This is a genomic window from Janthinobacterium sp. EB271-G4-3-2 (assembly GCF_020858035.1).
Lineage (GTDB): Bacteria > Pseudomonadota > Gammaproteobacteria > Burkholderiales > Burkholderiaceae_D > Janthinobacterium > Janthinobacterium aestuarii.
On the sequence record NZ_JACYMG010000016.1, the window covers coordinates 30,312 to 54,722 of the forward strand.

At 63.0% G+C, this 24,411-nt stretch carries 22 protein-coding genes; 4 read left to right on the forward strand and 18 right to left on the reverse strand.

The window, feature by feature from the left end; genetic code table 11:
- Positions 1-513 precede the first annotated feature (513 nt).
- The 7 genes from IGS55_RS25465 to IGS55_RS25495 all read right to left on the reverse strand — a co-directional run bounded on the left by IGS55_RS25465 (position 514) and on the right by IGS55_RS25495 (position 8,258).
- A complete protein-coding gene (locus IGS55_RS25465) occupies positions 514-1,665 on the reverse strand; it encodes a ribonucleotide-diphosphate reductase subunit beta (protein ID WP_034746600.1) in 1,152 nt (383 codons plus the stop codon).
- 118 nt (positions 1,666-1,783) lie between these two features.
- Positions 1,784-4,702, reverse strand: a complete 2,919-nt coding sequence (locus IGS55_RS25470; RefSeq protein WP_230518873.1) for a ribonucleoside-diphosphate reductase subunit alpha — start codon at positions 4,700-4,702, stop codon at positions 1,784-1,786.
- A 392-nt stretch (positions 4,703-5,094) separates the two neighbouring features.
- Entirely contained in the window at positions 5,095-5,706 is a 612-nt protein-coding gene (ampD, locus tag IGS55_RS25475) for a 1,6-anhydro-N-acetylmuramyl-L-alanine amidase AmpD (RefSeq protein WP_230518872.1), read from the reverse strand.
- The gene (locus IGS55_RS25480) at positions 5,684-6,757 is read right to left on the reverse strand and encodes a sigma-54 dependent transcriptional regulator (RefSeq protein ID WP_329958162.1); all 1,074 of its coding nucleotides are present in this window, start codon (positions 6,755-6,757) and stop codon (positions 5,684-5,686) included. The genes ampD and IGS55_RS25480 overlap by 23 nt, the downstream gene beginning before the upstream one ends.
- A gap of 112 nt (positions 6,758-6,869) precedes the next feature.
- Positions 6,870-7,124, reverse strand: a complete 255-nt coding sequence (locus IGS55_RS25485) for a PP0621 family protein (RefSeq protein ID WP_230518871.1) — start codon at positions 7,122-7,124, stop codon at positions 6,870-6,872.
- Positions 7,121-7,924 (reverse strand): cytochrome C assembly family protein, encoded by an 804-nt coding sequence (locus IGS55_RS25490; RefSeq protein WP_230518870.1) that lies wholly within the window; start codon positions 7,922-7,924, stop codon positions 7,121-7,123. Before IGS55_RS25490 ends, IGS55_RS25485 begins: the two co-directional genes overlap by 4 nt.
- A 34-nt stretch (positions 7,925-7,958) precedes the next feature.
- Complete coding sequence (locus IGS55_RS25495) at positions 7,959-8,258, reverse strand: hypothetical protein (RefSeq protein WP_230518869.1); 300 nt, start codon at positions 8,256-8,258, stop codon at positions 7,959-7,961.
- Here IGS55_RS25495 and IGS55_RS25500 point away from each other — a divergent pair.
- The gene (locus tag IGS55_RS25500; RefSeq protein ID WP_128141910.1) at positions 8,257-8,796 is read left to right on the forward strand and encodes a hypothetical protein; all 540 of its coding nucleotides are present in this window, start codon (positions 8,257-8,259) and stop codon (positions 8,794-8,796) included. The genes IGS55_RS25495 and IGS55_RS25500 overlap by 2 nt on opposite strands.
- Positions 8,797-8,863: 67 nt before the next feature.
- On the opposite strand, the gene IGS55_RS25505 is transcribed toward IGS55_RS25500, so the two are convergent.
- Complete coding sequence (locus tag IGS55_RS25505) at positions 8,864-9,847, reverse strand: ABC transporter substrate-binding protein (RefSeq protein WP_442908214.1); 984 nt, start codon at positions 9,845-9,847, stop codon at positions 8,864-8,866.
- A gap of 175 nt (positions 9,848-10,022) precedes the next feature.
- Positions 10,023-10,910, reverse strand: coding sequence for a LysR family transcriptional regulator (locus IGS55_RS25510; RefSeq protein WP_230518868.1), 888 nt, complete (start codon positions 10,908-10,910; stop codon positions 10,023-10,025).
- Positions 10,911-11,048: 138 nt separating this feature from the next.
- Between IGS55_RS25510 and IGS55_RS25515 the strand changes: the two genes are divergently transcribed.
- Complete coding sequence (locus tag IGS55_RS25515; RefSeq protein ID WP_230518867.1) at positions 11,049-12,239, forward strand: MFS transporter; 1,191 nt, start codon at positions 11,049-11,051, stop codon at positions 12,237-12,239.
- 96 nt (positions 12,240-12,335) lie between these two features.
- On the opposite strand, the gene IGS55_RS25520 is transcribed toward IGS55_RS25515, so the two are convergent.
- The 8 genes from IGS55_RS25520 to IGS55_RS25555 all read right to left on the reverse strand — a co-directional run bounded on the left by IGS55_RS25520 (position 12,336) and on the right by IGS55_RS25555 (position 21,848).
- Positions 12,336-14,330: a MacB family efflux pump subunit gene (locus IGS55_RS25520; RefSeq protein ID WP_230518866.1), complete on the reverse strand. Its 1,995-nt coding sequence runs from the start codon at positions 14,328-14,330 to the stop codon at positions 12,336-12,338.
- Between the two features lie 5 nt (positions 14,331-14,335).
- Positions 14,336-15,523: an efflux RND transporter periplasmic adaptor subunit gene (locus tag IGS55_RS25525; protein WP_230518865.1), complete on the reverse strand. Its 1,188-nt coding sequence runs from the start codon at positions 15,521-15,523 to the stop codon at positions 14,336-14,338.
- Between the two features lie 91 nt (positions 15,524-15,614).
- On the reverse strand, positions 15,615-15,956 hold the full coding sequence (locus tag IGS55_RS25530) for a DUF3325 domain-containing protein (protein ID WP_230518864.1): 342 nt from the start codon (positions 15,954-15,956) through the stop codon (positions 15,615-15,617).
- Positions 15,953-17,656, reverse strand: a complete 1,704-nt coding sequence (locus IGS55_RS25535) for a PepSY-associated TM helix domain-containing protein (protein WP_230518863.1) — start codon at positions 17,654-17,656, stop codon at positions 15,953-15,955. The genes IGS55_RS25530 and IGS55_RS25535 overlap by 4 nt, the downstream gene beginning before the upstream one ends.
- Positions 17,653-17,934: a hypothetical protein gene (locus IGS55_RS25540; RefSeq protein ID WP_230518862.1), complete on the reverse strand. Its 282-nt coding sequence runs from the start codon at positions 17,932-17,934 to the stop codon at positions 17,653-17,655. The genes IGS55_RS25535 and IGS55_RS25540 overlap by 4 nt, the downstream gene beginning before the upstream one ends.
- Positions 17,935-18,044: 110 nt before the next feature.
- A complete protein-coding gene (locus IGS55_RS25545; protein ID WP_230518861.1) occupies positions 18,045-20,243 on the reverse strand; it encodes a TonB-dependent siderophore receptor in 2,199 nt (732 codons plus the stop codon).
- A 94-nt stretch (positions 20,244-20,337) separates the two neighbouring features.
- Positions 20,338-21,342 carry a FecR domain-containing protein gene (locus IGS55_RS25550; protein ID WP_230518860.1) on the reverse strand — a complete coding sequence of 335 codons (1,005 nt, stop codon included), beginning with the start codon at positions 21,340-21,342 and terminating at the stop codon, positions 20,338-20,340.
- Positions 21,339-21,848, reverse strand: a complete 510-nt coding sequence (locus tag IGS55_RS25555; RefSeq protein ID WP_070301186.1) for a sigma-70 family RNA polymerase sigma factor — start codon at positions 21,846-21,848, stop codon at positions 21,339-21,341. The genes IGS55_RS25550 and IGS55_RS25555 overlap by 4 nt, the downstream gene beginning before the upstream one ends.
- Before the next feature lie 239 nt (positions 21,849-22,087).
- On the opposite strand from IGS55_RS25555, the gene ffh reads away from it, so the two are divergent.
- Complete coding sequence (gene ffh, locus IGS55_RS25560) at positions 22,088-23,455, forward strand: signal recognition particle protein (RefSeq protein WP_230518859.1); 1,368 nt, start codon at positions 22,088-22,090, stop codon at positions 23,453-23,455.
- Positions 23,456-23,464: 9 nt separating this feature from the next.
- Here ffh and IGS55_RS25565 read toward each other — a convergent pair whose 3' ends face one another.
- On the reverse strand, positions 23,465-23,815 hold the full coding sequence (locus tag IGS55_RS25565; RefSeq protein ID WP_230518858.1) for a hypothetical protein: 351 nt from the start codon (positions 23,813-23,815) through the stop codon (positions 23,465-23,467).
- A 77-nt stretch (positions 23,816-23,892) separates the two neighbouring features.
- On the opposite strand from IGS55_RS25565, the gene IGS55_RS25570 reads away from it, so the two are divergent.
- Positions 23,893-24,288: an SWIB/MDM2 domain-containing protein gene (locus tag IGS55_RS25570; RefSeq protein ID WP_071650146.1), complete on the forward strand. Its 396-nt coding sequence runs from the start codon at positions 23,893-23,895 to the stop codon at positions 24,286-24,288.
- Positions 24,289-24,411: the final 123 nt, after the last annotated feature.

Below are 24,411 nucleotides of genomic sequence, written 5' to 3' on the forward strand. Positions count from 1 at the left end.
TCATTCGTTTTCGATGCCGTGCGTTTTTTCGCTCCTCGCATCGCGCTCGCCACAACACCGATGCGTCAAATAAAAAACCGCCATGCCTGAAAAAATTCGGGCACGGCGGCAGACGAAAACGGTGTGGTTTTGTGCATATCCGTGTAAATCTGTATCCCTGTTTTGCGAGGTTTTTTCGCTACCGCGCTGGTTAAAAAACCCCGCATTCTAACGCTCGCATTTGCAATCTCATAAAGTACACGAAAACCTTGTCAATGCGCAACCGGCACGACACGTTTTCGCCCCCTTTTTTGCACGATACGCGTGCTATCGCACAATCGCGCGGCAAATGCCGCCGCCGGCGTCTCCGGAAATGCTTTTTCGACTGCGCGATGCGGCCATGCGCGGCATCCGGAAATCCTGGCGCAAGCCCTGTCGCATGGGCCGATGATGCGCGCATTTTTCCGCCGCCATGCACGCAAAAAAAAAGCGCCGTCACGATGACGGCGCTTGTTGGCGTAGCCTGAAAAAGGATTACTCCCAGTTCAGCGCACCACCGGTTTGATACTCGGTCACGCGCGTCTCGAAGAAGTTGCGTTCCTTCTTCATGTCGATCATTTCGCTCATCCACGGGAATGGATTTTCTTCCTGGGCGAACAGCGGCTCGATGCCGATCTGCTGCGCGCGGCGGTTGGCGATGAAGCGCAAATAGCCCTTGAACATCGGCGCATTCAGACCCAGCACGCCGCGTGGCATGGTGTCTTCCGCGTACGCGTATTCCAGTTCCACGGCCTGCATGAACAATACTTTGATCTCTTCGCGGAATTCGGCCGTCCACAGCTGCGGGTTTTCCATCTTGATCGTGTTGATCAAGTCGATGCCGAAGTTGCAGTGCATCGATTCGTCGCGCAGGATGTACTGGTACTGTTCCGCCGCGCCCATCATCTTGTTCTGGCGGCCCAGCGCCAGGATCTGCGTGAAGCCGACGTAGAAGAACAGGCCTTCCATCAGGCAGGCAAACACGATCAGCGATTTGAGCAGCTTCTGATCGTTTTCCACCGTGCCGGTGACGAATGCCGGGTCGGTCAGGGTGTTGATGAACGGGATCAGGAATTCATCCTTGTCGCGGATCGACTTGACTTCGTTGTAGGCGTTGAAGATCTCGCCTTCGTCCAGGCCCAGCGATTCGACGATGTACTGGTAAGCGTGCGTGTGGATCGCTTCCTCGAACGCCTGGCGCAGCAGGTACTGGCGGCACTCGGGCGCCGTGATGTGGCGGTAGGTACCCAGCACGATGTTGTTGGCGGCCAGCGAGTCGGCCGTCACGAAGAAGCCCAGGTTGCGCTTGACCAGGCGGCGCTCGTCGTCCGTCAGGCCGTTCGGATTCTTCCACAGCTCGATATCGCGCTGCATGTTCACTTCCTGCGGCATCCAGTGGTTGGCGCAGCCGGCCAGGTATTTGTCCCACGCCCATTTGTACTTGAACGGCACCAGCTGGTTGACGTCCGTCTTGCCGTTGATGATGCGCTTGTCGTCCGCATTCACGCGGCGCGCCACTTGCTCGGCGTTCGCTTCGGACGGCTCGGCACCTGCCGGCAGGTTCAATTCGGTATTACCCAACGGCGCTTGCTGCGCCGGACGCGGCACAGCTGCCGACGTGGTTTCATCATCCCATGACAACGACATATTCTTCTTCCTTTCCATGCCGGCGAGCCGGCGATCCGCAACAGGCCCGTTGAATCGGACAATGCGGACATTGACAACATTGAATCAGCCCAGACGCTCTGGGCTGACAACTAAAATCTTACTGGCAGGCTTCGCATTCTTCGAAACCGTCATCACCTGGGCGCAGGTAGCAGGCTTCGCCATCGGCGTCGTCCGCTGCCGCTGCCTGGGCGCTGCTCTGTGCACTTTGGGCGCTGGCCGACATGCCGCCGTCGACTGCCACGGCGTTCAGGGCGCCCGTCTTGGAGGTCGATTTCTCCATGTGGGTAGCGGCGATGGTACGCAGGTAGTAGGTGGTTTTCAGGCCACGCAGCCATGCCAGCTTGTAGGTCTCGTCCAGTTTCTTGCCCGATGCGCCAGCCATGTAGATGTTCAGCGACTGGGCCTGGTCGATCCACTTCTGGCGACGCGAAGCCGCTTCCACCAGCCAGCTTGGCGACACTTCAAAGGCGGTGGCGTAGATATCGCGCAGGTCTTGCGGGATGCGGTCGATCTTCACCAGCGAGCCGTCGAAATACTTCAGGTCCGAGATCATGACTTCATCCCACAGGTCGCGCGCCTTCAGGTCGCGCACCAGGTAGCCGTTGATCTCGGTGAATTCGCCCGACAGGTTCGATTTCACGTACAGGTTCTGGAACGTCGGCTCGATACAGGCCGATACGCCGATGATGTTCGAGATCGTCGCCGTCGGGGCGATCGCCACGCAGTTCGAGTTGCGCATGCCGAACTTGGCGATGCGTTCGCGCACCGGGGTCCAGTCCATGGCGGACGAGGAATCGACTTCCAGGTAGCCGCCGCGCTCTTCGGCCAGCAGTTTCACCGAATCCTGCGGCAGGATGCCGCGGTCCCACAGCGAACCGGCGTACGATTCATAGCGGCCGCGCTCTTCGGCCAGTTCCGTCGACGCCAGGTAGGCGTAGTAGCAGACGGCTTCCATCGAGGTGTCGGCAAACGCTACGGCGGCGTCCGAGGCGAACGGGATGCGCATCATGTGCAGGCAGTCCTGGAAGCCCATCACGCCCATGCCGACGGGACGGTGGCGCATGTTCGAATTGCGCGCCTTGTCGACGGCGTAGTAATTGATGTCGATGACGTTGTCGAGCATGCGCATGGCGGTGCGGATGGTCTTGGCCAGCTTGACGTGATCGAGCTTGCCTTCCTTCATGTGCGCCGGCATGTTGACGGAACCGAGGTTGCAGACGGCGATTTCGTCAGGGCCCGTGTTCAGCGTGATTTCCGTGCACAGGTTCGAGCTGTGGACGACGCCGACGTGCGACTGCGGGCTGCGGATGTTGCAAGGATCCTTGAACGTGATCCATGGGTGGCCCGTTTCAAACAGCATCGACAGCATCTTGCGCCACAGGTCCAGCGCCGCGATCTTCTTGAAGACGCGGATTTCGCCGGCGGCGGCCTTGGCTTCGTAGCCCAGGTAAGCCTGTTCAAAAGCCTTGCCGACCTTGTCGTGCAGGTCCGGCGTGTCCGACGGCGAGAACAGGGTCCAATCGCCTTTTTCCATGACGCGCTTCATGAACATGTCGGGAATCCAGTTCGCCGTGTTCATGTCGTGCGTGCGGCGGCGGTCGTCGCCCGTGTTCTTGCGCAGGTCGAGGAATTCCTCGATATCCATGTGCCAGGTTTCCAGGTAGGCGCAGACGGCGCCCTTGCGCTTGCCGCCCTGGTTGACTGCCACGGCCGTGTCGTTGACCACTTTCAGGAACGGCACCACGCCTTGCGACTTGCCGTTGGTACCCTTGATGTGGGCGCCGAGGGCGCGCACCGGCGTCCAGTCGTTGCCCAGGCCGCCCGCGAACTTGGCCAGCAGCGCGTTGTCCTTGATGGCGTCGTAGATGCCTTCCAGGTCATCGGAGACGGTGCTCAGGTAGCACGACGACAGCTGCGAGCGCAGGGTGCCCGAATTGAACAGGGTCGGGGTCGAGCTCATGAAGTCGAACGAGGACAGCAGGCTGTAGAACTCGATGGCGCGCGCTTCGCGGTCCGCCTCGTTCAGCGCCAGGCCCATGGCCACGCGCATGTAGAACGCCTGCGGCATTTCGATGCGCACGTCCTGGATGTGCAGGAAATAGCGGTCGTACAGGGTTTGCAGGCCGATGTAGCCGAACTGCAAGTCGCGGTCGGCGACGATGGCTTTGGCCAGGCGTTCCAGGTCGAAACTGGCGAGTACCGGGTTCAGCAGCTCAGCGGCGATGCCCTTGGCGATATATTGCGGGAAATACGTCAGGTATTCAGCGGCAGCGGCCGCTTGCGGCACTTCCTTGCCGAACACTTCCTTGCGCACCGTGTGCAGCAGGATGCGGGCCGTGACCTGACTGTAGGCCGGGTCTTTTTCCATCAGCGCGCGCGCCGCCAGGATGGCCGACTTGTGCAGTTCTTCGACGGGTACGCCGTCGTACAGGTTCTTCACGGTCTCGGCCAGGATGGCGTCGGCATCGACGTGCTTTTCCAGGCCGGCGCAGGCGGCGTTGATCAGGTCGCGCACTTCCTGCATGTCCAGCAGGCGGCGCACGCCGTTGTCGGTCACGTTCAATTGTGGTGCGGAAACTTGCGCGGAAGCGCCTTGCGCTTCCTTCTGCAGGCGGCGCTCTTCCATGTGCTTGGCGCGGTACAGCACGTAGGCACGCGCCACGTCGTGCTCGCCCGAACGCATCAGCGACAGTTCCACCTGATCTTGCACGTCTTCGATATGGAAGGTGCCGCCGCCCGGATGGCGGCGCACCAGCGCGGCGACGACGCCGTCCGTCAATTGCTCCACCAGTTCGCGGATGCGTGCCGAGGCTGCGCCCTGGCCGCCGTTAACGGCCAAAAACGCCTTGGTCATGGCGATGGCGATCTTCGAAGGCTCAAATGCCACCACCGCGCCGTTGCGTCGGATGATGCGATAGTCGCCCAATGCCGCGCCCGTGCTCGCCACGCTGTTGGCCGCGCCTGGCGCTGGCGATACTGGCGTTGGATGGATGGAAATATCTTGTGGTGATTGCATTGAAGCTCCCGTTGTCAGCTAAAGTCAGCCTGCAGTTTTGCTGCCGCGTGTGTTGTTGAATAGAACGCCCGATGGTCAGGGTTTCTTCAGGTATTTGTTGCTAAATAGTAAATTCATAATGCATACAACCGTGTCAGAATCCATATCGCCACACCGCACTGCCCGGCTGGCGCGAAACACGATCAAGGGTGATAAACCGCCAGTTCCAGTGCTTTATCAGCAATCCGGGTAGCTTTGACAATAATTCTGAAAACGTCTGTGATGGCACTACATATAGTCTTTACATCCAACTTCTGCACTAATTGTAGTGCCCATCGGAGGGGGATGCAATAGTTTTCCGGCATCCGTCGGCGTAATTTTTTGTATTTTCATATACGATTTCGGTTGACTTTTCAGGGTGTGGATGGAAAGCCCAATCCCCGCGAAGTAAGCGCTAACGCAGGCTGCCCGCGCAAGGTTTCCAGCCAGCATTTTTGATAAAAATGCCAGTCAAAAAACGGTCCCGGATCCGTCTTCCTGTCCGGCGCAATATGCTCATGGCCGCGCACCTCGGACAAGCCGTAGCGTGCCACCAGCGCGGCCGTCAGCGCCGCCAGCACGCGGTATTGCTGCTGCTGAAAGGGGACAAAGTCCGAACCTTCCATTTCAATACCGATGGAATAGCCGTTGCACTGCGGGCGCCCTTCGAACATGGATGCGCCCGCATGCCAGGCACGTTGATCAGTAGAAACATATTGCAATAACGTACCATCGCGCCGCACAAAAAAGTGCGCCGACACCTGCAAGCCACGCAGGTCGGAGAAAGAAGGATCGGCATTATAATCCACCCGGCCCGTAAACAAGTCCGACACATGCGGTCCGCCAAAGTGCCCGCCCGGCAAGCTGATGTTATGGATCACCAGCAAGTCGACTTGCGTACCGTCCGGGCGCGCATCGTGGTGCGGCGAGTCATAGCGCAGCGCGCCATCGCACCAGCCGTGTTCATCTATCGTCCATCCGCTCATCAAGTAAGGCTTCCTGTATCGTCAATTTCTGCATGCGGTAACGCAACTGGCGCACGCTCAAACCCAGCTGGCGCGCCGCCCGCGCGCGGTGGTAGCGCGCCTGCGCCAGCGCCAGCATGATCATGTCGCGCTCGGCCTGGCGCAAATACACGTCCAGCGGCAGGACCGGAGCCACGCCACATGCCGCCATGCCGGGCAGGCACAGTTGCCGCGCCGGCAAGTCCGGCAGTGCCGGCGCCGCCCGCAACGGCATGCTGCCCGGCGCGGACGGCAAGGCCAGGCCGTCGGGCGCGATCACGCCGCCGTCGGCAAAGGCCAGCGCCCGCTCCAGCACGTTTTCCAGTTCGCGCACATTGCCCGGGAACGCATACGCGGCCAGTGCCGCCAGCACGGTCGGCGCCAGGCTCACGGCCCGGCGTGGCGACAGGCGCGCGAGAATCACCTCACATAATACCTGCAGATCGCCGCGCCGCTCGCGCAGCGGCGGCAGCGCCAGCTCGATCACATTCAGGCGGTAAAACAGGTCCTGGCGAAACGTGCCGGCGGCCACGCCGCGCGCCAGGCCGTGCTGGCTGGCGCACAGGATGCGCACGTCGATGGCTTCGTCGGTACTGCCGCCCAGCTTGCGCACGCGGCGCTCCTGCAGCACGCGCAGCAGCTTCACCTGCATGGCCAGCGGCAGGTCATCGACTTCGTCGAGCAGCAAACTGCCGCCATGGGCCGCCTGGAACAGGCCCTGGCGCTCGTGCAGCGCGCCCGTGTAGGCGCCCGGGCGGCAGCCAAAGAATTCCGCCTCCATCAGCGCTTCGGGAATGGCGCCGCAGTTGACGGCGATAAACGGGAAGCCGGCGCGCGCGCCCTGCGCATGGATGGCGCGCGCCGCCAGTTCCTTGCCCGTGCCCGATTCGCCGCGGATGGCCACGGGCGCGCCGCAGCGGGCGATGCGGCCGATCTGCGCGCGCACGGCCTGCATGGGCAGCGAGTTGCCGCTCAGTTGCGGCGCCGGCGGCATATCGGCGGCAGAATACTGGCTGGGACTGGGACCGGACATGGAAGCGCGCCTTTCCGCGATGGCGGCGACGAACCGCCTGCTGCAGATGCTACGCCGGACGGAGGCCGGAGGACGTTACGATACGGATGAGCAACGGCGCGCCGGCCTGCCCTTACAAGGTGGCGTGCGCGTGGCTGCAGTAATCGTGGCCCTTGGCCTGCACGTTTTCCGAGGCCGGGTAGTACACGCCGCAATGGGCGCAGCACAGCATCAGCTCGGCATCCGGCAATTCCTGCGGCCGCACCGGCGCCGCATACGGGTTCGGCTGCTGCTGGGCGCGGGCGCGCTGCTGCATGCCCCGGATCTTGCTGCGGATAGCAAACAGCACCAGAAACACCAGCGCCAGCCAGAATAAAACACGTGTCATGCGAATCCTCGGTGTAAAACCACTTCCAGTACAAAACGGCTGCCGACATAGGCCAGCAGCAAGGTGGCGAAACCGGCCAGGGTAAAACTCAGCGCCGTCTTGCCGCGCCAGCCGCGGAAGCGCCGGCCTGCCAGCAGGGCGGCAAACAAGAGCCACGACAGCATGGTAAACACGGATTTGTGATCCCAGTTGAGGGCCTTGCCAAACAGTTGCTCAGAAAACACGATGCCCGACAGCACGGTCAGGCTGAGCAAAATAAAACCCAGGCCGATCATGCGGAACAGCAGCTTTTCCATCGTCAGCAGGGCGGGCAGCTGGTCCAGCGCCGTGCCGATGAAGCCGCGGCTTTCGCTGCGCGTATGCAAACGCGATTCCTGCAACGCCATCAGCACGGCGTGAAAAGCGGCAATCGTCAAGGTGCTGTAGGCGAGCACGGCCACGGCAATATGCCAGCCGAAGACGGCCGACTTGCCTTCCATGCTGACCTGGCTGCCGGGAAAGGCCCAGGCCAGGCCAATGGCGAGGACGGCGCTGGGCATGACCATGCGGCGCAATCCGTCCAGGCTGAAATTGCGGTTCTCTATCCAGTAGGCGCCCACGGAAACCCACAGCGCGGCCGACAGCATGGCGGAAAAACCGAAGCGCAAGGTGCCCGGCGCCATCAGGTCGAACCACAGGGTGGCGGCGTGCGCCAGCCAGGCGACGCCGGTCAGGCCGGCAATGAGCCGGGCACGGGACGAGGGAAGCACCGCGCACGCCGCATACAACAGGGCGGCGATGAAAAAGAAATAGATCTGCATAGTTTAAGTTTACACCATAGCCGGCAAGCGCGATTCAAGCGACAGTATGGGCTGCAGGCAATTCGCCGCCAGCCGACACCGCAAGCCTGCCATGATATCGCGCCTCGGGCGCGGCGGGGTGGCGCACCCTCAAGATTTCGGCAATCTTTCCTGCGGCGCACTGCCACCGCGTCACGGCCACGTTGCCATCTGGATGAGCCAGCCCTATAATTATGTCCATAGAGCAACAATCTTTCACTTTTCGCCACTCGCCCCCCACCGCCATGTTTTCTTTCAAAAAAATTTCCTGGACCTGCCTCCTGCTGGCCGCCTGCACTGTATTAAGCGGTTGCATGAAAGATGCGCCTTCCCAGTCCACGTACGAGGAGTATTTCCGCACGTCCATCCAAAGCTATGACCTGTACAAGGAGTACTTCGACATCGCAAAGCTGGAAAAGCTGAACGGCTGGAAAGAGAACGAACAGTACGAAATCAAGGGATCGGCCGTGCTGCGCGCCAAGGTGGGCTACCTGGAATTGCTGGCCGACGTGGCCGACAAGCTCGAGGCTGAGGCGAAAACGGACGGCACCGTGGGCATGACCATGGGCCTGGGCCTGATGGCGCGCGGCATGGGCGGAGAGAACAAGGTCTTCCGCGAATTCTGGGTGCAGCAGCTGGAAAAGAAGGCGATTCCCGCACCGCTGCTGGCGCGCCAGGCGGCGATGACGGCCGAGCGTTTCGACAACCTGATGCAATGGTCGGACCAGCTCGTGCAAGACAATTACGGCGCCATCATCAGCCGCCAGCTGAAGAAAGGCGATGAGCTGACCCGCATCTACACGCTGAGCTTCCGCCAGACGGAAAAAGGCTGGATGGGTTTTAACGCCCGCTAAGGCCACTCCTCCACAAAAAACCTCCGCGCCATCGCTGGTGCGGAGGTTTTTTTCATGGTTGCCTGATTTACTTCACGTTCAGGCTCTTTTTCGCCTGCTCCAGCAAGTCCGTCTTGACCCAGTCCTTGGCCACGGGCGGTTTCGTCATGCGGCCCACGCCCGTTTTCACCATCACGTCCGTGGTGACCTGGATATGCTCGGGCGAGATGTCGTACGAATACGGCGAATTGCTGATCGCGTCGTCGAAGTCATCCTTCGTGATCTGGCCGCGGAACACGACTTCGCGCACATATTTTTCCGCCGTCGCCTTGTTGTCGATAAAGGTCTTGGTCGCTTCGACGAAGCAGCGCATGAATTTTTCCGCCACGGGACGGCGTTCCTTGTAGAACTTTTCCGTCATCACCATGGTCCGCACGGGCTCGCCGATCGGCGTGTCGTACGGTTTGATGACTTCGGTGCCGAAGCCCTTGTTGATCGCCTGCGACGATTGCGGCTCCGACTGCATCATGGCGTCGATATTCTTGCCCATCAGCGCCTGGTTCAAGTCGGCGTAGGCAAGGAACACCAGCTGCACGTCCTTGCCCTTGGTTTCGGAATACGTCAGGCCCGCCTGCGACAGCTCGGCCAGCAGCAGCACTTCCTGAATGCCGCCGCGCGTCACGCCCACGCGCTTGCCCTTGAGTTCCTTGACGCTGGCGATCTTTTGCCCCGCCCCGCCCACCAGGCGCGCGCCGCCCTTGGCAAAACCGGCCACCACATAGATCGGGGCACCGCCGGCGCGGCCGGAAATGGCCGCTTCGGACGCAGTCGCGCCCACGTCCAGCTCGCCCGCGATAATCGCCTGCATCACGTCGAGGCCCTTGGCGAAGATATGCTCCTCGACCTTGATGCCGCACTTGGGCGCGATTTCCTTGATGTACGACACGGCGCCGTAATGGGCGAATTTCAAATTGCCGAGGCGCACGACTTCCTGCGCCTGCGCGGCACCCATGCCGAAGGCCAGCATGAGGGCGGCGGCGATACCGGTCTTCAGGGTTGATTTTTTCTGCATCGGGTTCTCCTGTGGTGGTTGGTGTGTGCCCGCAAGGGCACGCGAAACACTGCTTTTTTATTATGGGGAGATAGTACCGTGTGTTGAGGCAGGAGCAATCCTTTTTATTTCACGATGCAACATATACCAGTATGACGACATACATAAAGCACTGCACCTCACGCCATGCCCACCGTCAAAGCGGAAACAAGTTCTGCGCGATGAAGTCCACAAACACCCTGAGCTTCGGCGACAGATGTTTGCTGGAGGGCCACAATATGCGCAATGCGGTGCGGTCCTGGTTGTATTCGTCCAGCACAGTGACTAACCGGCCTTCGTCCAGCTGACGACGCACGGCGATGTCAGGCACACAGGCAATGCCGAGACCTTGTTCGGCAAAGCAGATCTGCGGGTCCAGCGCATTCGTTACCATGCTGCCCGGCAGATCCATGGAGAGGAAATGACCGTTCCTGCTCAACGGCCATGCGTCCATTTTGCCCGTCGTGGGATAGCGGTACAGCAGGCAGGCGTGCTTGGCCAAGTCTTCAGCTTGCTGCGGAAGTCCAGCCCGCTGGAAATAGTCGGGAGCACCGACGATGACTCTTCGATAAGCGCCGAGCGCACGTGCCATCAAGCGGGAATCGCCGGGTTCTCCGGTGCGGATCACGGCATCGAAGCCTTCTTCGATCACATCCACCAGACGATCCGAGCAGTCGATGTCCAGCGCGACAGCGGGATAGCACCGCTGGAAGGCCGCCAGCTTGGGCATGAACAAGGTGCCGAGCGATGGAAGACTGATGCGCAGCTTGCCATGAGGGGCGCTTTGCGTTTGCAGGAGTTCGGCTTCGGCCAACTCCACCTCGCAAAGGATACGGCGGCAGCGCTCCAGGAACAACGCACCTTCCGATGTCAGGCTAATGGTGCGCGTAGAGCGGTGGAACAGACGAACCCCCAAGCGTTCTTCGAGCCGCGCGATGGCCTTGCTGACGGCCGATGCAGAGATGCCCAGCTGCTGCCCGGCCGCAGTGAAGCTGCGGGACTCCCCCGCGCGTACGAAGAGATCAAGAGAACCAAGATTTTCCATTTATGCCCATCAATTAATGACGGTTATGTCACATATATTGTTCACTGTAGCCTATTTTTCTTTTGTTGGTAAGCAGGCAGCATACGTACTGGTACTCCATAAAGAACCAGAACGACTTCAACTTGAGGAACTTAGTTTATGAATCAGACAACAGCATCTGCTCAGCACAAGAGCGCCGAGCGATTGCCCTTGGGTGGACTGCTTGCCTTGGCAATGGCAGCCTTTGTCACGCTGCTGACCGAGATCATGCCGGCCGGATTGCTTTCTTCGATTGCGCAAGGCTTGAGCGTCTCTGAAAGCCTGGCAGGCCAGTTCATCACCGCCTATGCAGTCGGTGCGCTGGTCGCCGCTATGCCGGTCACCATGCTTACGCAAGGCATGCGGCGGCGTCCGCTGCTATTGACGGCGATCTTCGGCTTTGCGGTTGTCAATCTCGTCACCGCGCTTTCCGATAACTATGGCACCTCTCTGGCGGCGCGCTTCTTCGCCGGTGTCTTCGGCGGAATCGTCTGGACGCTCCTGGCTGGATATGCGGTGCGCATGTCGCCATCTCATCTCGGCGGACGGGCGATTGCGATATCCGGTGCCGGCGCGACCATCGCTTTGGTGCTCGGTGTACCGCTCGGTGCGCTGCTTGGCCGCGCCATCGGCTGGCAAGGCGCATTTGGCCTGATGAGTGCCCTGGCGCTCTTGCTCATGGCGTGGATCATCGCCATCGTCCCCGACTTCCCTGGCCAGAGCAAGGGACAGCGCCAAGCTCTATCCAGCATATTTTTCAAGACCGGTATTCGCGCCGTGCTGTTCGTTGTCTTCACTTTCGTTGTTGCCCACAACATTCTCTACATCTATATCGAGCCATTGCTCGCGCCTTCGGGCTTGTCAGCGAACGTGGAGACCATCCTGTTCGTTTTCGGACTCGGTTCGATCATCGGCCTATGGTTCGTCGGTGCCATGGTCGATCGTCGGCTGCAATTTCTTGCCGTGGCAAGCGTCATGGTCTTTGCCGTTGCATCACTGCTGCTGGGTCTTCGGGGCGACCTCTCACAGGTGGTCTACCCCTCTGTGGCGGTATGGGGCCTCGCTGTCGGCGGCTTTGCCACAATCACTCAAACGGCCTTGTCCCGCTTTGCCGGCGAGTCGGTTGATGTGGCGCAATCGATGTACACGACGGGCTGGAACAGCGCGGTGGCCAGCGGCGGCGTTGTTGGTGGAATTTTGCTCGACCGGTCAGACGTGGCGTCGTTCGCATGGACCGTTATCGGATTTCTCGTCGTCTCGTTGCTGGGCACAGTCTTCGCCATGAACAAAGCGCTGGCAAGCAGGAATTGAAACGGTGCTTGCTACGCGTGGCCCCGCAGTTCGCCCTTGGCGTCGGCGCAATGCCTGGCCGCGATGGCAGGCACTGCGCCGGCGTTGTTACAACACCTATTGGCCCGCCAGCGCCACCACCGGATCGAGTCCCGACGCCTTGCGCGCCGGCATGAAACCAAACACCAGCCCCGTCACCACGGCACAGGCAAACGCGCCGGCGATGGCGCTCAGGGAAAAGATCACCGGCACGTCCCAGACCAGCAGCAGGCCGGCCACCGTCACGCCGACCACGATGCCGGCCACGCCGCCCACCACCGACACCAGCACGGCTTCGGTGAGGAACTGGCGCAGGATGTCGCGCCGGCGCGCGCCCGTCGCCATGCGGATGCCGATTTCGCGCGTGCGCTCGCGCACCGTCATCAGCATCACGTTCATGACGCCGATGCCGCCCACCACCAGCGAGACGGCGGCGATCAGGCTGAGCATCATGGTCATGTTGTCCTGCGTCTTGGCTTCGGCGGCGATCGACGCGGCCGCGTTGCTGATGCCGTAGTCGCGGATGCGGTGGCGTTCGAACATGGTGGCGTCGACGGCCGCCTCCACCTCCGTCACGCGCTTGACGTCGTCCACCGCCATCACCGTGTAGGTCGGCTCGCGCTGGCCGAAGACGCGGATGCCGGCCGTGGAAAACGGCAGCAGCAGCACGTCGTCTTCATCCTTCTCGCCCGTCAGCGCGCCCTTCGCGCTCATCACGCCGATCACCTGGAACGGCACGTTGCCGATCAGGATGCTCTGCCCCACGGGGTTGGGTACGTCGGGCATCAGCTTTTCGGCCAGGTGCGCGCCCAGCACGGCCACGGTGGCCATCTCGCGCTCGTCTTCCTCGGTAAAGAAGCCGCCCTTGGCCACCGGCCAGGTCTGGATCTGCGGCAGGGCCGGTCCCGTGCCGCGCACATAGGTCTGCACGTCGAGGTTACCGTGGCGTATCACCTTGTTGCCCGTGACATTCGGCAGCACGTGGGAAATGCCCGGCACGTCCTTGAGCGCATCGAGGTCGGCCAGGGTGATGCTGCGCCCGGGGATGCGCGAACTTTCGCCGCGCGACGCCATGTACAGCAGGTTCGAGCCGAACGCGCCCAATTGCGCCATCACCTGCTGGCGCGTGCCCAGGCCGATGGCCAGCATGACGATCACGGAAGCGACGCCGATGACGATGCCGAGCAGGGTCAAGCCCGTGCGGAAGCGGTTGATCCACAGCACGCGCCAGGCGGCGCGCGCCGCGTCGAGCAACTCTGTGCCCAGCGAAGCGCCCGTATCGTGGGCGGCGCGCGACATGTCCAGCGGCGGCAAGGCCGTCGACGTGGCGGGAATGGCGATGGCGCCCGAGTCTGCGACGATTTCGCCGTCGCTGATCTCGATCACGCGGCGCGCCTGGGCCGCCACCTTGCGGTCATGCGTAATCAGGATGATGGTGTGGCCCGCGTCGGCCAGTTCGCCCAGCAGGGCCATGACTTCGGCGCCGCTGCTGCTGTCTAACGCCCCCGTCGGCTCATCGGCGAGGATGATGCGTCCGCCATTCATCAGGGCGCGCGCGATCGACACGCGCTGCTGCTGCCCGCCCGACAATTGGTTCGGCCGGTGATCCAAACGTTCACCGAGACCCAGGCGCTTGAGCAGCGCCGCGGAACGCGCATGGCGGGCCGCCGCCGGCATGCCCGCGTACAGGGCAGGCACTTCCACGTTTTCGCGCGCCGATTCCGTGGCGATCAGGTGATACCCCTGGAAGACGAAACCGAACGCTTCGCGCCGCAGCCACGCCAGTTCATCGGGGTTCAGGCTGGCCACGTCCTGGCCGGCGAAGCGGTACGTGCCGTCGCTGGGGCGGTCCAGGCATCCCAGCAAATGCATCAGGGTCGACTTGCCGGAACCGGACGCACCGACGATGGCGACGAATTCGCCGGCGCCAATCGACAAGGTCAGGCCGCGCAGCACTTCCACGGCCGGTGCGCCATCGTGGCCGCCGTAGCGCTTGCGGATGCCGGCAAGTTCAATCAATGGCGCCGGCTGGCCAGGTTCTCCCGCTTGTCCCAGCGACCTGGCCTCGCTCATCGCGCTCACAGCTGGAACCTGCTGGCGCCGCTGCCGGCCGGCTGCTCGCCCGTGACCAGCAATTCTCCTTCGCGCAAGCCTTGCAGCACTTCCGCGCTGAGGCGGTTGCGCACGCCGACGGTGACGGCGCGCGTATCGACCTTGCCGTCCGCATCCATCACGCGGGCCGTGAACTGCCCCGGCTTGGCGCCTTCTTCCGTCGACGGTTTCAGGGCCGGCAAGGGCACGGCCAGCACATTGTTCGCCGCTGCCGTGACAAACACCACTTGCGCCGTCATCTGCGGCATCAGTTCGCCATCGGCGTTATCCACGTCGAACAGCACGGTATACAAGATCACCTTGCTGGTCGACGGCGCCAGGGCCGTGCCGGCGGCGGAACCGCCGGGCACTGGCGGCGCGGGGAGCACTTGGCGCACCTTGCCGCTCCAGCGCCGCTGGTCGCCGCCCAGGGTGGTGAAGTACACGGGCATGTCCGGGCGCACGCGGCGCACGTCCGCTTCCGACACTTCCGTCCACACCGTCATGGCCGACAGGTCGGCGATGCGCAGGATGTTCGGCGTCTGGTACGTGGCGTTCAGGGTTTGCCCTTCCTTCGCGTCCAGGCCCACCACCTTGCCGGCCATCGGCGCGTAGATGCGCGTGTAGCCAAGGCGCGCCTCGTCCGCCTTCAGGCTGGCCTGGGTCTGGTCGATCTGCGCCTTCAGGTGGTCGATCTTGGCGCCGGCCGATGCCAGGGTGGCTTCGGCCGTTTCCAGGTCGGCCAAGGGGGTCGAATCGAACTTGGCCATCTGCTTCTGGCGCACGTGCTGCTGGCCCGCCAGGCGGTGCTGCGCCTGCTGGTCGGCCAGCTGCGCGCGCAAGCCCGCCAGCGCGGCGCGGCCCGCATCGACCGTGGCTTGCTGCACGCTGGGGTCGATCTCGGCCAGCAGCTGGCCTTTTTCCACGTCGCTGCCCGGCTGCACGTGCAGCCGCGTGATCTGGCCCGACACCTGCGCGCCCACGTCGACATAGGTTTGCGGCTGCAGGGTGCCGATGGCCGTGACGCTGGCTTCAATATTGCCGCGCTTGACGGGCGCCGTATCGAATACGGTTGCCGGGCCGCGCGTGGCCCACAGTGCACCGGCGCCGAACAGCGCCAGCAAGACCACGCCGCCGAGGATGCGGGCGCGGCGCGAAGGCAGGCGGGCCGCCATCAGGAAGCCGCCTTGCGGTTGCAGCTACAGTAAAACGGTGTCGCCAAACGTAAAAAATACATCGGTCTATCCTTGAAAATGGCGGTGGACATCACCGCAGGAACATCACAAGACCTGCCAGCGCGGCGACGGCTGCCAGCAGGGAACTACGCAACAGCAAGCGGGGCGCATACGGCAGCAGCAGGGCCACCAGCAGCGCGCCGGCCGAAATGAAGCCGAGCCAGGCGACGATGCCGACGGTGACGCTCCAGCCGGCCACGCAGGGCCAGATGGCCAGCGCCAGCAGGACCGCGCCGGCCAGCTGCAGCGCGCGCCGCACGCCGGGTGCCGCGTCCCTGCTCCACACCTGGCCATGGTGGCGGTCCATCGCCAGGGAGAGGCTGGCCATGCCCGCATACGACAGGCCCAGCGCGCACAGGATGGTATGGATCATGACTGTCCTTCCGTAGTGACGTGCAGGCTGGCCGAGGGCGCGGCGCTTTCCCTGGCGGCGGCCTTGCTGGCCGGTTTTTCCTTGCGCTTGTGGACTTTCCACGCGCCCCAGGCGGCCAGCAGGCCGAAGGCCATGCTGCACAGTTCCACGCCGGCGCTTTCCCAGTCGCCGCGCGCGATCTGCGCCGCCAGGTTGTCGCCCGTGCTCAGCACGTTCAAGACGGGCAGCAGCAGACACATGGCGGCCAGCAAGCCCAGTTGTTCGATCCAAGCGCGCTTTTCCGCGCGCACGCAGGCGTGCGCCAGCATCACAAACCATACGCCAAAGAAGGCGCGCAATTCCCAACCGGCGCGGTGCTCGACGCCGACGGGGATCAAGCGGTTGGCCCACAGGAAGCCCACGCAGGCGATGGACAGGCCGGCAATCGCCGCCACGTTCAGGCATGCGACGGTGCGGTACACGCGCTGCGTGTAGGCGCCGAACTCGCCGCCGGACTTCTGGCGGCGCTTGACCATGAACAGGATGGCGCCCGTGCCCATCATGGCCGTGCCGGCCAGGCCGCAGAAGAAGTACAGCCAGCGCATCGGCGTGCCGCCGAAGCCCACCATGTGCAGGTTCGACATGACGGCGCGCGTCAGGCCCGCGCCACCCGTGTCCGACTCGCCGGGACGGCGCAAGGCGACCTGTTCGCCCGTGGCCAGCGCATAGCAGGCCCTGCCCGTGTTGGCGCTGATGCGTTCCATCGTGTCCGTCTCTTCATTCCAGCCGTACATGCACACGCGCATGGAGGCGTCATTCGGGTTGTCCAGCACCACGGCGCGGATTTCCTGGCCGATGGCCTGTTCGGCGCGCAGCGCGAACGGTTCCAGCGCGGGAATGGCCAGCGGCTGGCCTGTCTTCGCGGGCTTGCCCACATCGTTCCAGTCGGCCAGGAAGGCCTTCTTGGCGTTGTCCATGCCGTATTGCGCCACCACGGGGGCCGGCACGTAATCATCGCTGAAGAACGCCAGGCCCGTGTAGGCGATCATGAACTGGAACGGCAACGTCAGCACGGCCACCGCGTTGTGCGCGTCGAGCCACGAACGCTGGCCCTTGGCCGGGCGGAAGGTGAAGAAATCCTTGAAGATGCGCTTGTGCGTGATGACGCCGCTCACCAGCGCCACCAGCATGATCATGGTGGTGATGGCGACGATCCAGACGCCGATGCGTCCCGCGTGCAGCTCGTAGTGGAAATCGACGAAATGGTGGCCGCCGATGGTTTCGCGCTCCGTTGCCTCGCGCGCATGTTCGATGACGGCGCCCGTCAGCGGATCGAGGTCCGCCGAGCCATAGCCGCCGGCGGGCTGGAACCAGTAGGCGGACAGGCCGTGGCCGGGACGTTGCACGGGCCAGATTTCCCACATGTCCGCCTTCGGGTGTTCCTTCGCCATGAAGTCGAGCGCCAGTTCCAGGCGGTGCCCACGGTCCGTGACCTTCGGCAGCGGCGGATCGTTCGCATGCGCCGCCTCTTCCAGTGCATGTTCGGGCGTCATCCAGTGGGTGATCGGTTCGTCGAAGACGGCCAGGGTGCCGGTGAGGAAAATGGCGAACAGCAGCCAGGAAATCCACAGGCCACTCCATGTATGCAGCCAGGCCATGGCCTGGCGCAAGCCGCCCTGCTGCGGCGTCTTGGCCACTTTGTCTACCTTGACGGCGTTCATGCGGCACCCCGCGACAGCAGCAGGCCGATGCCGCCGCAGGCGATGGCCGGCAGCAGCATGCCGAGCCAGGCGCGGCGCAGATCCTGCACGGCAAAGACCCAGATGACGGCGCAGGTATAGACGACGAAGGCGCTCAGGGTAGCCGTCAGCACGGCTTCGGCGCGCGACAGCGGCAGCACGGCCGCCAGCAGCACGGCCACGCCGGACGTCAGTGCATAGCCGCCAAAGACGGCGGCGAGCACGCGCGAGAACAACATCATGTGGGCCGATTTCATCATCGCGGCGCTCCCTGTGGCATACGCTGGCTCGCGCCTTCGCGGGCCAGATTCAACTGCACTTCCATAAGCCATGCATCCTTCATCAAGATAGATCATTCAAAAGCGGTTATTTACAGTTTGTAGTTCAAGGTCAGCATCAGGTTGCGCGGCGCGCCCACCATGTTGCCGAAGACATCGGAATAGACGCTCTGGTAATAGCGCTTGTCGAGCGCATTGTTCACGTTCAGGCGCAGCTCGGCGCGGCTGTCGATCTGCCACGCCGCGTTCAAGCCCACGATCGCGTAGCGGCCCTGGCGCAGATGGTAGCTGCCGTCCTTCGATTCGGTCGCGCCCTGCCCGTACACGGAGGCGCCGACGCGCCAGCCCTGCGCCGCGCCGGACAGGCGGTAGCTGGTGGCCAGCTTGAGCTGTTGGCGCGGATAGCGGCTGTTGAAATCCTTGCCGATATTGGCCGGATCGCTGTCGCGCGTAAATTGCGCCTTCACATAGGTAAAACCGGCCGACAGCTGCCAGTCGGGCGTCAGCGCGCCCGCCACGTCCAGCTCCACGCCTTCGCTGCGCACTTCGCCCGAGGCGCGCTGGCAATAGCCCCACGTGCTGCCCGGGCAGGGGTTCGGGCCGGCCAGGTCGTCCACGCCCCGGTTTTGCTGGCGGATCTGGAAGACGGCCGCGCTGGCATTGAGGGCGCCGCCGAAGTATTCGCCCTTCACGCCCGCTTCATAGTTGGTGCCGCTGATCGGCTTCAATGGCTGCGCATTGGCGTCGGTGGCCGCCTGCGGCTGGAAGATTTCGGTCCAGCTGGCGTACACGGAATGCTGCTTGTCGAGGTCATACACGACACCGGCGTACGGCGTGAATTCGCGCGCCACCGAGTAGCCGGCATCGTCCTTGTACCAGCTCACGCGACCGCCCAGCACCAGCGACAGCGGGTCGGCCAGGCGCATGCGCGTGCCCGCATACACGCCGCTTTGCTCGGTGATGCTGGCCGTGCGCCACTGCGCGTAGTTGATGGCGAGGCGCGCCACGCTGCCCGCATCCCAGTGGAACGGGTCGAGCACCGGCGCCGCCGCGCCCCAGCTGTACGGGGCCCAGCCGCCATAGCTGTTTTTCGACGAACGGCGGTGGCTGGCGCCGACGGTCAGCTCGTGCTCGCGGCCGAACAGGCTGTAGCCGCCGCTCGCATACGCGTCATAGCTGGTGTTGGCCAGCTCGGCGCGGTAGCTTTGCGAATTGAAGCGCAGGGTGTCGCCGCGACGGTTGATGCCGGAAAACGTCGTGTCGATCTCGGGCGTCTTGCGCGTGGCTGCCAGCCTGGCCTTCCAGCCATTGGCAAAGCGGTGTTCCAGTTCGGCGAAAATGGTTTTATCCGTCTGGCGCCAGCCATCGAAGTCGCTGCCCAGGTAAGTCGAGCGGGGCAAATCCAGGAAGCGGCCGTCCGCGGCCGTCACCACGCCCGTCGAGACGCCGTCGTTGTCCGTCTTGCGGTAATGCGCGCCCACCGTCAAGGTGGTGTCGGGGCGCAGGTCCGCTTCGATGATGCCGTACAGCTGGTGGTTGCGGCCATGCAGGACGTCGACAAAATCCTTCTTGTCCTGCACCGTCACGACGATGCGCCCGCGCAGGGTCTTCGCTTCATTGAGCGCGTTGGCCGCATCGGCTTCCAGGCGGTAGTTGCTCCAGCTGCCCACGCTGGCCGAGAATGACGCTTGCGGCGTGGCCGTCGGGCGCTTGCGCACCATGTTGATGGCCGCGCTGGGCGTGCCGCTGCCCGTCATCAAGCCCGTGGCGCCGCGCACCACCTCGATGCGGTCATAGATGGCCAGGTCGTCATTGTCGCCATTGAAGGTGCCGTTCGCGCCCAGGCTGGTAGGCAAGCCATCGAACAGGATGTTATCGATTGGAAAGCCGCGTGCGCTGAAACTGCCCGAATCGCCCGTAAAGTTGCCCTTTTGCATGACCAGGCCCGTGATCGACTGCACGGCGTCGTCCAGGGTCGTGATGCCCAGGTCGTCGATCTGCTGGCGCGTCAGCACGCTGACCGACTGCGGCGTTTCGCGCAGCGACAGGTTCAGCTTGGTGGCCGTATTGCTCACGCCCGTCGTATACGAGCCGCTGCCTTCCGTTGTCGCATCGCGCCCCGCCGTGACGGATACGCCGAGCATGGTCTGTTCGGTGGCGGGAGTGGCTGGCGCCTGCTGCGCGATGGCCGGCAGGCTGGCGGCCAGGCACAGGGCCGCAGCCGCTTGCGCCAGCGGACGTAATGCGCAGTGAGGAGATGGCAAACTGACAAAATTCAAAGCGTGAGACATGCAAGTTCCTGATAGTAGTGGCGTCATCAGACGGTGAAAAACAGGCGCCCTACTCTGTAGGTGCCGCGAAAACAAAAAACGGGCAGCCGGATGGTTAAATATTTTTTAATGACATGGCCGGTTCGACCGTCACCCAGTAGCGCGTGCGGCTGCGCACCTGCACGGGCAGGGAGTTGGGCAGCATGTTCAAAATGCGCTGGGTGTCGGCCAGCGGGAACACGCCCGACAGGCGCAGCTGGGCCACTTGCGGCGCGCAGTCGATCACGCCGGGGCGGTAGCGGGCCAGGTCGGCCAGGAAATCGCCCAAGGTCACGTCGTCGACGATCAGCTGCCCGCGCGACCAGGCGTCCGCATACGCACCGATGGCGTGCGGCGCGTCCAGCGCGTGGCGGGAAAATGCCACGCCGCTCCCGGCCGCCAGCAGCAAGGGGGCGCCGCCGCCGTCGCGGGGACGGATTTCAACAGCGCTGTCAAACACGTCCACGGTGCTGTAGTCATCCTGCTGGCGCACGGCAAAACGCGTGCCCAGCGCGCGCACCAGGCCTTCGCGCGTGGCCACTTCCAGCGGCGCGCCGCCGGCGCCATGGCCGCTGGTGACGAGTATTTCGCCGGCCAGCAGCTCGATGCGGCGGCGGCTGGCGTCGAAACGCACGTTCACGGCCGATCCCGTATTCAGGCTGAGCACACTGCCATCGTCCAGCACCACCTCGCGCCGCTCGCCCGTGGCCGTGCGGTAGTCGGCACGCAGGACGCGCACGCCATCCCAGGCATCCGTCTGCGCGGCCAGCATGCCGCCGCCGGCCGCCACGCCCAGCCACGCCAGCAACTGGCGCCGCTTGCCGTTGACGGCTTTCTGCTGCGTGCCGGCCAGCGCCTGCGCGGCCGCACCGCGGTGCAAGCCGTTGAAGCGCTGCGACACGGCTTCGATATGCCGCCAGGCCCGCTCATGTTCCGGGTCGGCTGCGCGCCAGCGCTGCCAGGCGGCCTGTTGCGCCGAATCCATCTCGCCCGACATCAGCATGGTCAGCCACTCGGCCGCCTGCTGCCGCACGTCCTCGCGGATGGCCGCCGGGGCCGCAGCATTCCCCACCTTGCTCATGCCGGCAGCGAGAAAAATACCTGGCGGTTGGCGCGCGTCAGGTATTGCTTGACCGAGCTGGCCGACACGTTCAGGCGCGCGGCGATCTCGGCATAGCTGAGACCTTCCAGTTGCGCCATAAGGAACGCCGTGCGCACGGGCGCGGGCAAGCCAGCCAGGGCCTGGTCGATTTCCTGCAAGGCTTCCAGCGCCAGCAGCCGCTCTTCCGGCGCGGGCGCCACTTCGGGCGGCAGGCAGGCCAGCGCTTCCAGATAGGCGTCTTCCAGCACTTGCCGGCGGTGGCGATGCGCCACCAGGCGGCGCGCGATGGTGGCCAGGAAAGGCCGCGCTTCACGGATCTGCGGCGCGGCATCGGCCGTCAGCACGCTGACGAAGGTATCTTGCGCCAGGTCCGCCGCCTCGCCCGCATTGCCCAGCTTATGCCGCAGCCAGCCCTGCAGCCAGCCGTGATGGCTGCTGTAGAGCGCGTGCAGGTCTTGTTGCTGTGCAAAATCGGCGGCCGACATGGCATCCCTTTCCGCCCGGACGTGCGGCGCCCGAGAATGTAAATAAGAATTATTCTCATTCTAACCGCGTTCCTGCCATTCATGCAATCGCGGCATTGCCAGAAATACCAAGTAATTCAAAAGCCGGCCAACCGCCAGACGGTGCAGCGCGGGACCGCCAGCCACCCGCGATGGGGTAAAATGGCGCCCATCGTCCGGCTTTCGCCGCCCACTCCCAAGCTTTTCATTGCAGGTTCATCATGCTAGATAATCTCACCCAACGGCTTGCCAAAGTCGTCAAGACCATGCGCGGCGAGGCGCGCCTGACCGAAGCGAACACCGCCGACATGCTGCGCGAAGTGCGCCTGGCGCTGCTCGAAGCCGACGTCGCCCTGCCCGCCGTGCGCGAATTCATCGCCAAAGTCAAAGAAAAAGCCATGGGCGAGGATATCATTTCCTCGCTCACCCCGGGCCAGGCCCTGGTGGGCGTGGTGCAGCGCGAGCTGGCCGCCCTGATGGGCGCCGACCTGGGACCGGAAGCGTCGCAGATCAGCTTTGCGCAGCAGCCGCCCGCCATCATCCTGATGGCCGGTCTGCAGGGTGTGGGTAAAACCACCACCGTCGGCAAGCTGGCGAAATACCTGAAGGAAGAGAAGAAGAAGAAAGTGCTGACCGTCTCGGCCGACGTGTACCGTCCCGCCGCGATCGCCCAGCTGCAATCGGTCACCGCCCAGGTGGGCGCCGACTTCTTCCCGTCCACCAGCACGGACAAGCCGGTCGATATCGCGCTGGCCGCGCTGGACTGGGCGAAAAAGCATTACCACGATGTGCTGATCATCGATACGGCGGGCCGTCTCGGTATCGACGAAGAGATGATGCGCGAAATCGCCGCCGTCCACGGCGCCGTGAAACCGATCGAAACCCTGTTTGTCGTCGACGCCATGCTGGGCCAGGACGCCATCAACACGGCCAAAGCCTTTAACGATGCGCTGCCGCTGACCGGTATCGTGCTGACCAAGCTCGATGGCGATGCGCGCGGCGGTGCGGCCCTGTCCGTGCGCCACATCACGGGCAAACCGATCAAGTTTGCCGGTGTCTCGGAAAAACTCGACGGCCTGGAAGCGTTCGACCCGACCCGCATGGCCAACCGCATCCTGGGCATGGGCGACATCCTCGCCCTGGTGGAAGAGGCGCGCAAGGGCGTCGACAGCAAGGCGGCGGCCGACCTGGCGCAAAAGATCAAGGTCGGCGGCAAGTTCGACATGAACGACTTCAAGGCGCAACTGGGCCAGATGAAAAAAATGGGCGGCATGGCCAACCTGATGGACAAGCTGCCGGCCCAGTTCCAGCAGGCGGCAGGCGGCAAGAACATGGATCAAGCCGATAAACAGGTGCGCCGCATGTGCGGCATCATCGATTCGATGACGCCGCAGGAACGCGCCAAACCTGAACTGATCAAGGCCACGCGCAAGCGCCGCATCGCCGCCGGCGCCGGCGTGCAAGTGCAGGAAGTGAACCGCATGCTGACGCAATTCGAGCAAATGCAGACGATGATGAAGAAATTGTCGGGCGGCGGCATGATGAAGATGATGCGCAGTATGAAAGGCATGATGCCTGGCATGAGGTAGTGGAAGGCTTCAAAATCCGCTGCGCGGGGCGCCTTGCGGCCGGCGATGCTCACCGTACTTCAGTACGGTTGCGCTTCTCGGCCACAAATCATCCCCGCTCGCTGTGATTTTGAAGGCCTTCGAGATGCCGCAGATCATCGCTTTAAAACCCGAAAAAACACCGTTCCAAATAATGCCGGAATGCATTTTCATGTGTCCGGCATCACGCTTCCCTCCCTCCGCAGCGCCCCTCCCCGCATAGCCAGCAACCATGCCATTTACGGGCAAAAACGCCGTTCTGCGCTCCCAAGCGGTGCGCCCGGGCGACAGCATTGCCATTTCCCTGCTTTTTCCTCGTGAAAACGTGAAAAACACTTGCATACTAGGTAAATCCACACCAATATTAGCCGTGCGATTAATTGCGCAATTTCCCATGTGTTTGTTAAGGAGGCTCGAAGATGGCAACAGCCAAAAAAACCCCAGTAGCAGCGCCAGCCAAAGCAGCAGCAGCCAAGCCTGCAGCCGCCAAGAAAGCAGCACCCGCAGCCAAAGCGGCAGCTAAACCTGCAGCGGCGAAGAAAGCGGCAGCACCGGCAACACCACGCAAGCCAAACGCAGCATTCATGAAAGCAATGACGCCATCGAAAGATCTGGCCGCCGTTGTTGGCGCAGCACCACTGCCACGCACGGAAGTGACCAAAAAGGTATGGGATTACATCAAAAAACTCGATCTGCAAGATCCGGCCAACCGCCGCATGATCAATGCGGACGACAAGCTGAAAGCAGTTTTCGGCGGCAAAGCCCAAGTCTCCATGTTTGAAATGACCAAACTGATCTCCGATCATTTGAAATAATCAGATACGCACAGGGCGTTTTTCGCCGTGTGAGTGCCCCGCCGCATCCGCGAGCGGGGCATTTTTTTGCTGCGGGCGTCAACGATGTTGTCGGATTACGGCCTTTCAGACCTAATCCGACCT